The 16,489-nt window shown below is 40.1% G+C and carries 10 protein-coding genes; 3 read left to right on the top strand and 7 right to left on the bottom strand.

Annotated features, from left to right (window positions below; all coding sequences use genetic code 11):
* Window positions 1-21: 21 nt before the first annotated feature.
* Both MTF67_RS06785 and MTF67_RS06780 read left to right on the top strand, forming a co-directional pair.
* Window positions 22-2,112: a cupric reductase gene (locus tag MTF67_RS06785; RefSeq protein WP_248519093.1), complete on the top strand. Its 2,091-nt coding sequence runs from the start codon at window positions 22-24 to the stop codon at window positions 2,110-2,112.
* Window positions 2,113-2,215: 103 nt separating this feature from the next.
* Window positions 2,216-3,715: a DUF2235 domain-containing protein gene (locus MTF67_RS06780; RefSeq protein WP_248519092.1), complete on the top strand. Its 1,500-nt coding sequence runs from the start codon at window positions 2,216-2,218 to the stop codon at window positions 3,713-3,715.
* A 123-nt stretch (window positions 3,716-3,838) separates the two neighbouring features.
* Here MTF67_RS06780 and MTF67_RS06775 read toward each other — a convergent pair whose 3' ends face one another.
* The 7 genes from MTF67_RS06775 to MTF67_RS06745 all read right to left on the bottom strand — a co-directional run bounded on the left by MTF67_RS06775 (window position 3,839) and on the right by MTF67_RS06745 (window position 14,839).
* Window positions 3,839-5,131: a sugar MFS transporter gene (locus MTF67_RS06775; RefSeq protein ID WP_248519091.1), complete on the bottom strand. Its 1,293-nt coding sequence runs from the start codon at window positions 5,129-5,131 to the stop codon at window positions 3,839-3,841.
* 28 nt (window positions 5,132-5,159) lie between these two features.
* Window positions 5,160-6,293 (bottom strand): N-acetylglucosamine-6-phosphate deacetylase, encoded by a 1,134-nt coding sequence (nagA, locus tag MTF67_RS06770; RefSeq protein WP_248519090.1) that lies wholly within the window; start codon window positions 6,291-6,293, stop codon window positions 5,160-5,162.
* The gene (locus MTF67_RS06765) at window positions 6,294-7,292 is read right to left on the bottom strand and encodes an SIS domain-containing protein (protein ID WP_248519089.1); all 999 of its coding nucleotides are present in this window, start codon (window positions 7,290-7,292) and stop codon (window positions 6,294-6,296) included.
* Window positions 7,292-8,200 (bottom strand): BadF/BadG/BcrA/BcrD ATPase family protein, encoded by a 909-nt coding sequence (locus MTF67_RS06760; protein ID WP_248519088.1) that lies wholly within the window; start codon window positions 8,198-8,200, stop codon window positions 7,292-7,294. Before MTF67_RS06760 ends, MTF67_RS06765 begins: the two co-directional genes overlap by 1 nt.
* A 162-nt stretch (window positions 8,201-8,362) precedes the next feature.
* Complete coding sequence (locus MTF67_RS06755; RefSeq protein WP_248519087.1) at window positions 8,363-11,032, bottom strand: family 20 glycosylhydrolase; 2,670 nt, start codon at window positions 11,030-11,032, stop codon at window positions 8,363-8,365.
* 20 nt (window positions 11,033-11,052) lie between these two features.
* Window positions 11,053-12,090, bottom strand: a complete 1,038-nt coding sequence (locus tag MTF67_RS06750) for a cupin-like domain-containing protein (protein WP_248519086.1) — start codon at window positions 12,088-12,090, stop codon at window positions 11,053-11,055.
* Between the two features lie 85 nt (window positions 12,091-12,175).
* Entirely contained in the window at window positions 12,176-14,839 is a 2,664-nt protein-coding gene (locus tag MTF67_RS06745; RefSeq protein WP_248519085.1) for a TonB-dependent receptor, read from the bottom strand.
* A gap of 450 nt (window positions 14,840-15,289) precedes the next feature.
* On the opposite strand from MTF67_RS06745, the gene MTF67_RS06740 reads away from it, so the two are divergent.
* Entirely contained in the window at window positions 15,290-16,306 is a 1,017-nt protein-coding gene (locus tag MTF67_RS06740; protein WP_006793525.1) for a LacI family DNA-binding transcriptional regulator, read from the top strand.
* Window positions 16,307-16,489: the final 183 nt, after the last annotated feature.

The raw sequence follows: 16,489 nt of genomic DNA, 5'->3' as shown, positions 1-16,489 counted from the left end.
AACATCAAGGGATTGGCGGTTATGAAAAAGCTACTTATCGGACTTATAATTATAGCGGCTTTGGCAGTATATTTATTTAAAACCCAGCCTAACACAGCAGCTGTAGAGCAGAACAACGTGGCTGCACCTAATGCCACTGAGCCTAATTTAGTTAATAAAAAGCAGCCCGCAGAAGGCACACCGCTACGAATAGTCATAGATCTAAAAAAAGATATTCGCCTTTGCAGAGATCAATCACAGCAACAACATATAAAAATAAATAATTTAAACCAATCGCTTGTTTCATTTTTTGTAATTGAGCTTAAAAAAGGGACGTTGGTTCCTACGCTTTTAAAGTATGCAAACCTATCAGAAATCTATAAGCGTCAATACATTGCCCTTTTAAGAGATGCCATAGTTGCAGAGCAAAAACAGCAGCTTAATATTACTAGCTCTTTAAACGAGTTAGCTAATTGGCAAGGCATTGAGGCAATTAAAGGTTTCACCAATGATAAAGTAAAAGAAATGATTCAACAGCTTGGAGATAATAAGCATAGCCCTCCAGGGCTTTCTATGAGCGTACCGCTTGATGAAAATGTACAAAAAGAAACCCTTTATGCTTTATTAAACAACACTGATACATTTACCACTTACTCTAAAACGTTTATTAAACTTGAGGGCAGTGAGGTTATTTCCCCGGCTACATTGTTTGTACTCAATGCAAATAAATTTACCCCAAAAGAGTTTGAGCAAGCAATTTCATCTAACCAATTTACAGTAAATGAAGTGGCTACTGCGATTAAAAACAACATTCCTAATGAGTATATTTTTACGCTTATAAAGCAGGTGCCGGCACTGAATGCTATGCCGCTATACGAAGAAAAATCTGTTTTGTATAACATAGCTGATATTGCCGTAAGCCAGTTTAATTTACCGCTTGTAAAAGCATTGCAACAACTAGGCGTAACACCAACCAATCAGCCAGGCTTATTTACGGGTTTAGATGTTGCAATAGTAAACCTGCCTAAAAGTGGTAACTTAACGCTAGCCCCTTTAGATGCAAAGCATACTCAAATGTTAAACTACCTTACAGAGCAGGGCTATAAAGCTCATAGCGGTAATGCTAATGACGATCCAAATAACAAAGGCGTTTTTTTTGTAAGTGACTTTATTTACCAGCAAGGCGCCTATATTAATGCGCAGAAAAACCCTGAGCAATATGCTTACTTTAATTCTATTGGTAAAATAGACAACACCACAATACCTCAAGTGAGTGACCCCGATAATTCTGATGTTGCACGCTTTTTAGTGAATTTGAAGCAACAAAAGAAAGATCTAGATAATAATAGGCAAAACTGTGAACTATTACAGCAGCAGTTAAGTGATACTGAGCAATTACACTCTACTATGCAAGCATATAATACGGTGCTAGAGGTAAAAAAAGAGCACGGTAATAACTTCGAATATGTTTTGCAAGAACAAGACCCCGTATTAGTTAATTACTGGTGGAGTATGCTAAGTAATCAGCTTTCAAACGATAGAAGTCATAGCGATTTCAGCGAATATTTGTCTAAAGAAAATTACCAAAAAGCTTATGAGTACAGCCTTAGTACACCATTAACTCAAACAGAAACTGATACACTTTTTACATTACTGCTATTAGAGCCTCATGACTTTATAACGATCTGGGAAAACCGAATTGAACCTAAGCCACCAAGTGATTTAGCAAGATTAAGTCGTTTTCCGCTTGAGCATTGGCAAAAGCTAAAACAAGCTGGTTTTGATTTTTCGATTACCGACATATTTGGCCGCGACGTATACATACAGGCAATGTTTGCCTCAAACGATATAGTACAATTTTTAATTGATAATAAAATACCGACTGTTCCCAGTAAGCTTGGTGTAGATATACTCGACTTAGCACTAGAGCAAAGTTATACAAAAGGTGAGTTAAGCCCAATGATTCCTTTAGCTTTACAGCTTGTTGAAAAATTTGAGCTCAATCACTTAGCCCGCGTTGCCAGATTAAAAATGTTTTACCCTGAAGTTTATCAACAGTTAATTCAGCTAAACCCAGCGCTTAAGCCTGGCCTGGGCACAGAGCTAAATCATTATATGTTTGATAATCACTAAATAACCCGCTAAGCACGCTAACGCCACTTAGCGTGCCATTTAATGTCTTTAATATTTAACATTGCATGTGTAGAGTATTTAAAACAATTAAAGGATTAGGGCAATGACGGGAAAAACACTAGTTTTTAACTTTGATGGCACAGGAAATGAGCCCCGTGACGCAGACCAATTTAGCTCAGACCATTTTAAAGAAGACAGTAGTATTTCTAATATTGTTAAGCTGCACTTGTTATTAGGCGGCAAACTTGATGGTTCCCCCACTACACCTTTCTCGCAACAATTGAGCTTTTATTATCAAGGTATTGGCACTAAAGGTAGCCGGTTAAAACGCATTTTAAATCAAACTTTAGCGCCACGTGGTGACGATGTTGCCAGTATTTTAAATCAAGCCATGCGTGATTTTAAAACGCATTACCAACTAGGCGATACCCTTTTACTTACCGGTTTTAGCCGAGGTGGCGCTCTCGCTAGGCGTTTTGCAAAAATTCTGGAACCTTTGATTAGTAATAATGTGTACGTATGTGTATTTGATACCGTGGCCTCAATTGGCTTATCAAAAGTGAGTAAAGCGACACGCGGCGCAGAGCACGTTATTTTTGAAAACCACACCATTGCTAATAATATTTCACAAGCACTGCACTGCGTTGCACTTGATGAAAAACGCCGTGCGTTTGAGCCTACGCTGATGAACCATCAAAATAACATTACTGAACTGTGGTTTGCAGGCGCGCATTCAGACATTGGCGGTGGGTACTACCGTGATGGTTTAGCTGATATTTGCTTACGTTATGCACTTGAGTGGATTATTGAGCAGCCATTAGCTATTTCATTGTTAACAAGTCACGATATTAACTACAAAACTCTTCTTCCCGATAGTAATTTAATTGCACAAGACGATCTCACTGTTATCCCCGACTCACTTGCTCTTAGCCACCAGCAAAATTACTTTTGGTTAAACTCGTTCTTTAAGCTGGTAGATAGAGAGTGCTTTGTGCTGGTGGATAACGAAGCGAGTAATATTAGGCCATTAGTTCACCACAGTGTGGCTACACGTATTAATAAGCTCACCAGCTACCGTCCAGAGTCACTTAAAAAGCAGTCATACAACGTTAGCTACAGTGACAACAGCACCTTAAGTTTTACCGGCTTAAGTGCGCACATTACGCTTGCCAACCAAAATATGAGCGTATTAAGTATTGGCCAAAGCCAAGATGTGGTGGTATTCGCCAGTGAGTTTTATAACAAAACGGGCTTAATGCTTGAGCAAGGTGCAACCTATCGCTTTACTCCCTACCCTGATCAACATTGGTTTGACGACGGCATAAAGTGTACACCTAAGGGATGGCATCGCGATGACGTGCAATTAGGCGTTAAAGAAATTCCAATGGCGTTACTTGAACCATTCAGACGACTTCCAGATGCTCAGTGGTTCTCATTAGTTGGCGCAATTAATGATAACGAAGAATTTTTATTTAAAATAGCTAATGGCGCTACGGTGACTATTACTAAATCAGGTGAATTTAGTCCTTTCGCCAATGACTTAAGCCGCTTTTATGGTGCCAATGCAGGCAGGATAAAACTAAAAGTAACGCGCCTAAGTTAACGTGTAATAGTTAACTTAAGCTGTGGGTAATCAATGTACCCCTCGCCAGAGCTCAGGTTAGTTAAGCATCAGTGCACTTTATACTGCAAAGTGCACTGGGGTTTGGGTCGCTGGTGGACGTTATTACTTTTTCATTTTATGGCCTTTTACGGCATAAAATAAAATAAATAAATAACATGGTAACAACACCGAATACCCTGTTTGTAATGAAGTAAACCCGCTTAATAATCCCCATAAAACTGGACCAAACGCCCCCCCGGCTATCCCCATAACCAAAAGCGCAGAGCCTGTGCTTGTTAGTTTTCCAAGCCCAGACAACGCAAGTGGAAATACCGCGGGCCAAACAATGGCGTTTGCTAAGCCTAAAAACGCTATAAGTAGTAATACATCGGGTAAATTAGCGCCGCCTAATGGTATTAATAATGCGTTAGCAATCATAAACGACTGTGCATCAATTAATAAAATGCACAAGGTAATAGCAATACCTAATACGGCTGATATTGTGAGGGCTGCTTGTTGAGTTATAAACTTGGGAATAAGCAAAATACCCAAAATATAGCCAAACACCATAAAGATCATGGTGTAGGAGGTCATCACACTATAATTAGCAACGCCAAGAGAGAGCGCAAAAGTACCAATGGTATCGCCAGCAATAACTTCTACTGCAACATATAAAAAAATGGCAATCGCCCCAAAAACTAAGTTAGGGTGAGATAACGTTTCGCTTATTTCACTGCTACCTCTTGTTTGCTCAGCATCGTCAGTAATAAGTTCAGGTAATGGTGATTTTTTAACGGCAAACGCTAATAGTCCAATAAATAGTGCCATACCTAAATAAGGAAGAATAAGACCATTCGCCATGTCATCAACTTGTTGCTGGCTAAGCTCAGTGCCTACTGTATCTGTAAAATTACTTAAAATTAACGCGGTAAACACTAAGGGTGAAATAACACCCGCCCCTTTATTGAGTATGCCCATAATACTAATACGAACCGCTGCAGACTCTTCAGGCCCAAGCCTTACAACATAGGGATTAACCGCAGTTTGAAGCAATGTTTGTCCTGCGCCCATCACTAGCTGTGCCAACAAAAATAAAGGAAAAACTTGCGACATCGCAGCAGGAATAAATAACAAGCCGGCAATCATCATCAACCCCATGCCCATCGCCATACCGTTTTTATAACCAACTTTTTTAATTAACATTGCCGATGGTAACGCTGTAAAAGTCACCGCTATATAAAACGAAAATAAAATTAACGATCCCTGAAATGGCGTTAACTTTAATATTTGGCTTAAATAAGGCATTAATGAACCATTTAGCCACGTTGCAAACCCCAGTATAAAAAATAATACTGCCACAATAGCCATGGGCAGTATGCTACTGCTTTTAGGTGTATCCATAACATTTGTTGTCATGTTATTTTTCCTTTATTTATATTTATTATCATTTTTTAAAAAGCTGCTCGCCACCAATCCACGTGCTTATAACCTGTTGGTTTGTATCGAGTTGAACAAAATTAGCAGGGCTGCCAACAATTAACCTTCCATGTGTTGTGGGTAAGTTAATATACTGTGCTGGGTATAAAGATGCCATTTTTAGTGCTTCTGATAGTGGCAACTGCAAATGCTCAACGCTATTTTTCACAGCCGTTGCCATATCAAGTACAGAGCCTGCAAGCTCCCCCGTTGTTGAGGTTAACTTACCTTGGTTAAGTGTTACTGTTCGATCGAAAAAAGCAAATTCAGTTTCATTTGTACCCACAGGTGGCATTGCATCGGTCACTAAAAACACACGCCCTTTAGGTTTAGCTTTTAGTGCTACTTGGCATGTAGCATAATCAACATGATGACCATCAACAATTAAGCCACAATAGGCATTATCATTTAACAAAGCACACCCCACAACACCCGGCTCACGCCCTTGCAAAGGTGACATTGCGTTGTATAGATGTGTAAATCCTGTAGCGCCAGCATCAACGGCTCTTTGTGCCTGCTCAAAACACGCATTTGTATGGCCTAAGCAAACATGTATGCCTAACTCACGCATTTGAGTAATATCACTTGGAAGTACATTTTCAGGGGCTAATGTAACCACCACTTTGCCTATATCTTTGCGCGATAAAACTTGCCACTCATCATCTGAAATAGGACGAATGAATTCTTCGCTATGTGCCCCTTTTTTAGCTATAGATAAATGCGGCCCTTCAAAGTGAATGCCCATAATGCCAGGTGTGTGTTTAACAATCGCATCGGCTATTACATCAGCCGCTTGACGCATAACTTCAACTGTATCGGTAATTAAAGTAGGCAGCATGGCTGTTGTGCCATACTTAGCGTGCGCCATAAGCATTCGTTTAACCTCTGATGCATTGCGTGCTCGGTTAAACAATACACCTCCACCACCATTTACCTGTAAATCTATAAACCCAGGGGTAATTAAGCCTGATAAGGTTTCATCTACATTATTAGTTTTATCATCAATAGCGGTAATAACACCCGCGTCAATTGTGAGCACTTTTTCTTTTAAAAACTGATCACCATCAAACAGCGTTGCAACCAAAATACGTTGAACTGACATTTATAATGTCCTTGTTACTTTTTTAAGCCCTTTGGGCTCGTCGGGGTTAAAGCCTCGCTTAACAGCCACTTTGGCAATATCTAAATAAAAACGCTGCAGCACTAAAAACGGCGCTAAACGTGGGTGCACTGCAATCCCATTTTGAGTAAGGTTGATAATTTGAGCGCCGCGCTGGGTTACGTCTGCTATTTGCTGCTGGTGAGAGTATGCGGTTTCATCTTCTACCGTGCAGTTTAAAATCACTAAACCTTGTTCAACTAATGTAACGGGGCCGTGTAAAAATTCTGCACTACTAAATGCCTCTGCATGAATAGCACACACTTCTTTGAGTTTTAATGCCATTTCTTTAGAGACTGAAAACCCTAAGCCGCGCGCTAATACAACCATGTTTTTAACCGGCAAAAATGCGTCTGGCTGAAGTTGTACTGGTGAGTCAATGATTGCATCTAATGCTTCAGGTAACAGCTTTAACCCTTGTAATAAGTCGTTATTTTGAGTCCAATTAGCAACTAAATGCACTAAAGCTGACAGCGTAGATAAATAACTTTTAGTCGCCGCAACCGATATTTCATCTCCCGCTTTAAGCCCAATAAAATCATCAACAATGTCTTTTAACGGTGACGCCTCATCATTTACCAGTGCAATACAGTATGCGCCAGCTTCTTTTGCCATTTTAGCTTGGGCAATAATATCTGGGCTTCGTCCTGATTGAGAAATAACAATCACCAATGCACCATCAAGTTTAAGTGTTTTACCGTACACACTGGCAACCGATGGCGCCGCTGAACTAACAGGGATACCGGCTTCAATTTCTATTAAATATTTACCAAATACTCCAGCATGATCTGACGAACCACGACCGATGATCATCACCATTTTTGGTGCAATATCACGTAGCTTTTGGCCAATTTTTTCTACTAGAGGCTGATTAGCAAGAATTTGCTGTTTAATGACTTCAGGCGTTTGCGCCGCTTCTTTTTCCATTAATGTGTGATACATCATAGCTCCTGACTGCTGTAGTTAACTTGCTGTTGTTTCGCGTAAAGTACTGATCCCATTTCGGGAGATGATAAAGGTGCAGATAAAACACCTTGAATATCTTTATCTAGCCAAGGCGTCATAACCGAAGACAATCCACCTATAAAAGATAATCTTGGTGATTTTTTAGCTAATAATCGACGAGCAATGTCACTCAAATAGGCACCGCTTTCTTTTAAAATACTAATAGCAATATCGTCGTTTGCCGCAGCTGACTGAAATACACACCCGGCTAATTGAGCAAAAAATGCAGCGGGTTTATTTGCAATAATTTCAACTAACTCCATGGCATCATTGACCGATAAATACTTTAAAACACATTCAGTCAGCATGTTATTAGGCATTAGCTTATCTAAGCTCAACAACACGTTTTGGCATGCTGTAAAACCAATCCATGCACCACTTCCTTTATCGCCATGCGGAAAGCCATGCCCGCCAATCATAAACGACTGTCCTTTAACATATGAAAAACCACACGAACCCGTACCCGCAATTATCACTGCACCATCATCACCTTGGTGTGCACCCATACAAGCAATAAGTAAATCGGTAGTTAAATACATTGTTTTGAAGGGGCTTTTCCAATGCATCATTTGTTTATGTAGGCTTGGTAAGTTAACACCCGCCAACCCCACACCTGCTACTAAGTAAGACAAAGGGGTTTCATTTAAACCTGCATCATTAAGAGCTAATTGGGCAGACTGCTCTATAGAATTAATGGCCTGTGTAAATCCATGTAAAGGGTTACCGGGCCCAGCAATACCCGTTCCTAAAATTTCATTCGCGCTGTTAACGATAATTGCTTTACATTTAGTGCCGCCCCCATCGATCCCAACAAAGAGTTCATTGTTAATTGTATTGGTGATCATTTTTGCCTCTTTACTTGTTCGACCGTGTTGCATAACACTCAAAATAAAACACGCTGCCAGAGCGGATGAATCTTATACTAACACAAATGACAGCGTTGTCATTATTTAGTTTTTATTTAAATTATGTTTCTACACCCCTTATAATTTAAGGGGGTGTGCATGCTACGGCTGTGTTACTTTTAATGTACGACTAACACGACCTGATATAGGTAATTTGGAACGCACCCACACATCTTGAGTTACTTTTACCGGCGCATTATACGTCTGCCATTGTCCTCCAGCTTGCATATATTCTATTAGCAAACCGGGGTAAGCAACGTTAGCGTACAACATGCCGTTTTCAATTTTGGCTCCTGCGTTAGCAATCCGAAAGTGTACATTTGCCCTCTCTAACTTATTAAACTCTTTAAGCCCTAAACTGGCGGCAAATGTTAACCATTGTTGGTCTCGCTGCTGCTTCAGTGAAGGCGTAAAACGCTGCGTATTTCGACTATAAACAAAGCCATTATGATCGTAAGGCACCGCCCATTGCGCTTTGTGCCATGCGCGTTGTGCTAAAGATAATAAACGAGGAAAAAGCTTATACTCAGCCATATTATTGGTACGGGTATTTTCGCTCCATAGCTGACCTTGAATACCAATAAATTGTTTACCCTTTGCAAGCGGTGCAAACTCAACCTCACCTGCATCATTTTTTATAATCGTGTCGTCTGCGGTGTAAGGTCTATCTTCTCTGTCTAGCCAAAATTCGGCGTGCGCGGGTAAATTATCAGGCATGAATTGAAACACTTTTTCTGTATTAATATGCCTTGAAGCCCAGTAATAACCGTGCTCTTGAGGATCGGCTTCATAGGGGAAATCAAAATATAAAACATCTGGTGATGACACCACTACCTGCCAATTACGATTAGTAAATTGGTGCGCGCGCTGGTGGCCATTCCACATCAGCAAATCCCAACTATTACCTTGCACAATGTCAGGCATATTATTTGGGTTAGTATGCGATAGGCCATCACTCCATGCAGCTGTTTCAATATTCATGTCAGCTAACATGTTTGACACACGCTCTATAAAGTAGCTGCCTAATTGTTCAGCTTTGGTAAACGGCAAATTATTTTGTTTAATAAACTCAGTACACGCTGGAGACGACACCCATGCACCCGCCGTTTCATCTGCACCTATGTGATAACGCGTTAGCGGGTGCTGCGCTTCGTTATGAATTATTTTAACTTGCTCCATAACCTCGCGTATAAACTCATACGATGAATCTAAACATACATTGATGGTGTTATCGTTGTAATGCTGTACCGAAGAATATACGGTGGTATCGAGCGGATCATAAAGTAAAAACTGTTCAGCTTTTTGTTTATCACCCTGTTTTATGTACTTATTATAACGAGCCTGCATAGCCTTAATAGCCGCTCGCGAATGACCTGGCATATCTAATGAGGGAATAACTTTAATATGTCGCGCACTCGCAAATTTAAGGATTTCTTGGTAATCATCCACAGAATAAAAACCATTAACCTGGCTAGAAGTATCTATGCCAGCGCCAAGTTGTGGCATTAAACACTGCTGCTCTGAGAGATCAAAACAGCGTTTTGAAGCAACATCGGTAAGCTCTTCAAGAGAAGGGATTTCTAAACGCCAACCTTCGTCATCGGCTAAATGTAAGTGTAGTTTGTTAAGCTTATAGGCAGCCATTTGATCAAGTAACTTTAATATAAATGCTTTGTCTCGAAAGTTACGGGCAACGTCCACCAACACGCCTCTAAATTCATAATGAGGAGCATCATTTACCTGACCTATTGGCAATGTTGTATTGTTTACTTGGTATAAACTCGCCAAGCTCTGCAAGGCATAAAACACACCTGAGTCATCAGTGGCGCTTATATTTATTTCATTGGCGTTAATCGCTAATCTATAACTACCTTGTGAGCCATCTTTTGTGGGTGATAAATTAAGATTTACCGCGATACCAGATGCACTCGTCGTTATACCCAATAATTTAAGTCGCTCAATGGCCGCAGTTACCCCTTTTTCACTTACACCATTAAGGTTAAAGCGTAAGCCTTGGCTAATATCTAGCTGTTGTGTTTGACTAAATGTAGCCTGAGTTGGGGTAGGAATAATGTGCTGTGCTACTTGTTTATTTTCATCTTTTAAATAAGGTGAAAAATCATACTTTGTGTTTCGCTCAAACAACCGTTCTGCTGTCAGCCATTGTGTCTCATCGTTTTTTGTACGCTTAAATTGTCGCTCGTAATCACTATAAGGTACAACATGAGGTAATAACTCTAAACCTGTCTCAGGGTCAACAGTGGGCTTAGTGCTCGTAATTACCTTGGCGTACTCATTGTGGTTAACCAAAATATAATTTGGGATTGCATCACTGTGCGATAACGACCAAAAATTAGCATAAAACGTAATAGTTTTAGTTTCGCCTGCTTTAAACCCCTTAAACGCCTCTTTTAATTCAATTACATGAAGGTCCCCATTGACATGAGTAATAGTAAATTCATCACTGAGAGCCTGTTGAATAGGCGTGATTTGACTAAAGTAAATTTTCCAACCATCCACATTAACGGCACCACTTGCCTTAATGTGTAGCTTTGCTTCAAAGCAATTACCGTTTTCAATGGTTTTATCGCAGTATTCTGACGGTCTATTATCGACTTGTTCATACTGTATTTGTAACATGTTAGCGAGTGACTCTATTGCGGTATTACTCGCTTTAACCAGCTCAACATTTTGTTTGTGTGTTATTGTGTCCTGACACGCTGTTAAGCTCAATGCTATACAGCCTGCTATCAGTAATGAATTGAGTGTCATTGCCTGTATCCTTTAATCTATTAACTGAGCTGTTTGATAAGCCACTGCTTAACTTGCGCTCGTTGTTGACTTGTAAGCGGATTTAAAATTCCTTTAAGCTGTTCAGGAATATGTTGATTTTGCGGCTTTTCAAAGTCAAAAATATGGTAGTTAAAAAAAGCCTGCCACGCTTTTTTTTGTGCTGTGGGTAAGTCTCTAATGGTCATAATTGATAACAATAATGCATCCATTGGCACGGGTTCGCTATTCTTTGCAATAGACCCGCCCGACCAATAATTCATCATCATATTTATAGGGCTTAATGCCTCTACATGATGCCACCACAAGGTAGGAATATATAATGCATCTCCCGGTTGTAGCTGAGCGACAAGTGCCTCATTGAGTGCTTGCTTAAACTTGGGGAATTTTTCAAAATCGGGATTATTTAAATCCACCATTGAAACTGGCGCACCCGCTGGCGTATGCTCAATAGAGCCTACATATAAATTTGTGATTTGATGCGGCGCAAACAAAGTAATCTTGCGCTCACCAGCAATTACACAGGCAATATTTTCTGCATCATCATAATGAGCCACCACCGTTGACTGATTACCCAGCCAAAATCGCGGCTTTGGTTTATCTGCAAATAACGCCATAGTGTGAGTTGTTGCAAGGTCATTAAAATAATCAACAACAGGGGCACTTTGAATAGCAACAGCACCAGGGTTATTACCCGCCTTTATTAACTCTGCATTTTGTAACAACACCCGCATAAATTGCATAAAAGGTGCAACTTTGCGGGTAAAGTTAAATCCATCACGCGCTTTGTTATAAAAAAACTGAGGTGATTCGCTTTGCGGTATTTCAGCCATTCGAACACTGCCACCCACATAGTGATCGCTTAACATGTTAAGCCAAGCATGAGGGTTTTCGCCTGTGCAGCTAGTTACTTGCTTTACTAACGGCCAATCACTTACTAACCCTTTTAAAATGGCGGGCTCGGCTAGTGGTGCTATGTCGTTTTTAAACATAGCTGGAGTTACATTATGCCAAGTTGCTACCTGTTTTAAAGCACGCATAATTAAAGACCATAATTTGTATCAAGGTGATTAATAACCAAAAGCCGAGCTAAACTCGGCTTTTGAAATGCTTATTCATATTAACTTAAAAGTTAACACGAATACCTGCCACATAACGGCGTCCATTAGAGTAAATAGACATAATGCGTTCTTCATTCGTGTTGTACTCAACAATTTCTTCATCTGTTAAGTTAACCGCTTCTAAAGTAAGCGTAACGTATTCATTTACATTATAAGAGGCGCTTGCATCCCACTGGCCAAAGGCGTCATTGAAAAGCTCATCACCATTAAAGTGAAGACCTTTATACCAGTCGCTTCGGTAGTTATACATAATGCGCGCTTGGTAAGCGTCATTTTCGTAATATGCCATTAAGTTAAGCATATTTTTCGATGTCCCTTCGACTAAGCCACTTCCAACCTGATTTGTATCTCGCTGCTCATCAGCGCTTGCATCTGTGTATGTATAGTTCGCTGATACACCAAAACCACCAAAATCGTGTTGTAATCCCAACTCAATACCTTGAATTGTGCCACCTAGTCCATTACCCGGCTGTGCAAAATCAACAGGAACAAATACTTCGTTTTCTTGATCATAACGATCTTCTGTTACGGTAACGGTAGAGCGTAAAGAACTTAAGTCTTTAGCGAAGTAAGCAACCGATAGCATTGATGCCTCGTTGTAATACCACTCCCATGACAAATCAAACTGATTTGAAATAGTGGGTGCTAAGTTTGGATTACCACGACTACCTGTGCCACGACCACCGGTTAATGAGCCAAAGGTTTCTGACGACGAAATATCGGCCCAGTTTTGACGAGCCATAACACGTGCAGCACCTATACGGAGTATTTGCTCTTCAGTTAGATCAAAAGCAATGTTAAAGCTTGGTAAAAACTCAGCGTAGTCATTATCTTGGCTTACCCAGTTTAAAACGCTTGGCGTTAGCCAATCACCATTAATTGTATTTAAGCCCCACGAATCACCTGAAAACTCATAACCATAAGAGGTCTGCTCGGTGCTTACATAACGCATACCTACATTACCTCTGAAACCCTCTCCAGAAAAATCACCTTGTACATACAGCGCTAAAATATCTTCTTCTACTTCCCAAATTTCGGCTAAATTATCGTGAATCGCATAACTGGCAGATATTCCGTTTAAACCGTTAAAGGCAATTTCTTCCATTAGTTCACGGTTATGTGAAACTTGCTCAGTAATATTACCAGTCACAGCAGCATCAATACTTGTAGCGCCATTGGCATCTAAGTCACACGTTGCAAGCGTTGGGCAAGTGTCAAAAATGTGATCAAGATAATTGTCTGAATTTGCACCACCATCGGCAAATGGTGCATGCCAACTATAAGCATGACGCCCTTGAGTACGCTCTGCTTGGCGATATTTAATACCTGTTTTTATTGCTGTGAATGGGCCAAATTCAACATCGTATGTTAAATCTGCTTGAGCAAAGGTTTCTTCATCGGTAGTCGGTTTAGCACCGCCCCAAATCCATCCAGCTGCAAAGTTATTACCATCGGCGGCGTTAACACCCACATTTACATTGGGTGTACCCGTCAAGTCGTAATCATAGCCTGAGCCAACAGCAACATATTCCCAAGACGTTTCACGGTAAGTGCCACCGCTCGCTGCGGTTTTACCTAGCTCAAAATTAAGGCTGTAACCGTCGCCTTGGTAGTCAATATCAAGATGAACTTGATCTGTTTCAGTACTTGATACGCGGTTGATGTAGTTGTAAGCATAATTACCGCCTGCACTTGATGCTAAAATAGCGCCATTTTTAACTTTAGTCGCATTAGAAATAATTTCAGCGCGGTCGCCAAACGCAAAATTAATTAAGTTAGAATTTTGGTTATCTACATCCATTCGCGAATCTAGATAATTTAACGTCATTAATAAGTTATCGTTAGGTGCGTATTGGAGGGTTGCAAATAAGGTTTCGCGCTCCCGGCTTTGAATAAATTTAGGTGCGCCAATGTTACGAGGCACAAGATACTCATCATCGTCGCTTTCAACCCAACCTAGCACTTCAAAACCCTGACGCTCTAAATTACGTTCTTGCTTAACAGCCGATACCATAACACCCAATGTTTCATCGTCATTTTTCCACGAATACATTCCCGCTAATTGTGGGTCTGTTTCGCCAGATGTTTCTGAATACTGCCCTTCTAGTGACAAACTGACTGAGTTTGCATCCATATCCAATGGGCGGCGTGTTTTAAGTACAATAGTGCCCCCTATAGAGCCCTCATCAATACTTGCAACAGGTGATTTATTCACCTCAAGCCCTTTTACAATAACTGACGGTAGCATGGTGTAGTTAAAGCTTCGGTTTGCTTCATCTAAAATAAACCAATCAGCAGTACCCACTGTTTGACCATTTAACAATGTTCGGTTGTATTTAGGGCCAGCACCACGAATACTGATTTTTTCACCTTCACCAAATTCACGGCTAACTGCAACACCAGTAATACGAGACAGTGTTTCAGCAACGTTTTTGTCAGGGAACTTGCCAATGTCTTCAGACGTGATCACGTCTGACACATTTGAAGAAAAGCGTTTTGCATTAAGGTTTTCTTTTAGTGAACTGCGGATCCCTTTAACCTCAATAACTTCCATTTCTTCTTGTGCTAATTGCGCATCTTGTGCAATGGCCGCAGCAGATAAGCTACCAGATAAAATAAGTGCAATTGAACTAGCTAGCATTCCCTTTTTAAACAGTGAATTTGACATTGGTTTCCCCTTATTGGTGTTTCATTTTTTTTAGTGTTCTAGTGTCTGAGTGTCAGTATTTTTTACAAATAAACAACGCGCTACGGTGTCATGATATTTTGTGTTAAACAACATGACAGCGTTGTCATTACGGAGCGACTTTACACCGTTTTTATTTTCATAGCTACATACGAGCGCAAAAAAGATACAAAATATTTACATAATAAATCATACAAATTACATAATGTGTTGTATTTAATAAATAATAAATTAGTCATATTTTTATAAAAAATTTTAGAATTTTCATGATCTGCGATGCCCATTCAATAAATTAACTATCAATCTCAACGGATGTCTTTATAATTTGTTCATTAAAAATAATATCTAATACGCAGTTACCGCTATTTTAACTGTCGATATTAACTAATAAATTAGTGCCAAAAAAAATAATATTAAAGGTCTATTAAGCTTATGAAAGCAACAATAAACGACGTGGCAAAAGATGCAGGGGTATCGATAAAAACGGTATCACGAGTAATAAACAACGAAGCGTCTGTGCGTGACAATACGCGTGAAAAAGTCATGGCGTCGGTTGAAAAGCTAAACTACCATCCAAACTTAGCAGCAAGAAGCCTTGCAGGAACAAAGGCTTACAGTATTGCCTATATTTACGATAATCCTAATGCCTATTACATCATAGACATGCAAAGAGGTATTTTAGATGCCTGTAAAAAACAAGGTTTTGAATTACTCATTCACCCATGCGATGCGAAAGAGACACGAATAATAGATGAAATTACCGACATGGTAAAACGCACGCGAATTGCTGGTATTTTACTCACACCGCCCTTTTCAGAAATGCCCAATTTTGTAGAAAAACTCACGCAGTTAAATATTAAAGTTGTGCGCATACTATCGGGCCACAGCGCACCAGATACGTTAACCCCGTGTATTATGATTGACGATAACTACGCTTCAAAATCTATTACTGAGCATTTAATTAATAATGGCCACAGTCGTATTGGTTTTTTAGCAGGTGGCTCAGAGCATAACTCAACTAAAGAACGATTAGAGGGCTACAAAGCAGCTTTAACGCAGCATAACATTGAAATAGACTCGCAGTTGATCATTGCCGGAGAGTACTCGTTTGAGTCAGGTGTTGAAGGGGCAAAAGCATTAATAAATCAAACCAACAGGCCAACCGCTATTGTGTCTTGTAACGATGAAATCGCCGCAGGTGCGCTATTTGCAGCGCGCTTAATGGAAATTGACATACCGAGTCAATTATCAATTACAGGCTTTGAAGATAGCCCATTTTCGCGCCAAACATGGCCTAAGCTTACTACCGCCCACCAGCCTAACAATCAAATAGCGCAAGATGCTGCTAATTTATTAATTGCGCAAATTCGTAATGGCAACGACCGCGACATTATCAAGCAATATACCCCTGAACTGGTAGTTAGAGACTCAACTGCCCATATTGACTAATTCAAAAGAAGCAGGCTAAAACACTTTTTTAGCCTGCCTTATCGCTTTATACCAATTCGCTTGATTAACTGTTCTACTTTGAGGGTAGAATAACGTGTTGATCGCAAGGCAAAAATCGTTATTTAGTTATTCTAAATGAGAATTTTTTAACGAAGGTAACGACACGTTTAGCTCCGTAAAATG

Origin of the sequence: Pseudoalteromonas sp. 2CM32C, assembly GCF_023161925.1 — a bacterium.
Taxonomy (GTDB): domain Bacteria; phylum Pseudomonadota; class Gammaproteobacteria; order Enterobacterales; family Alteromonadaceae; genus Pseudoalteromonas; species Pseudoalteromonas marina.
Note: the sequence above shows the minus strand (reverse complement) of the source record. Positions and strands in the feature narration are given on the sequence as shown.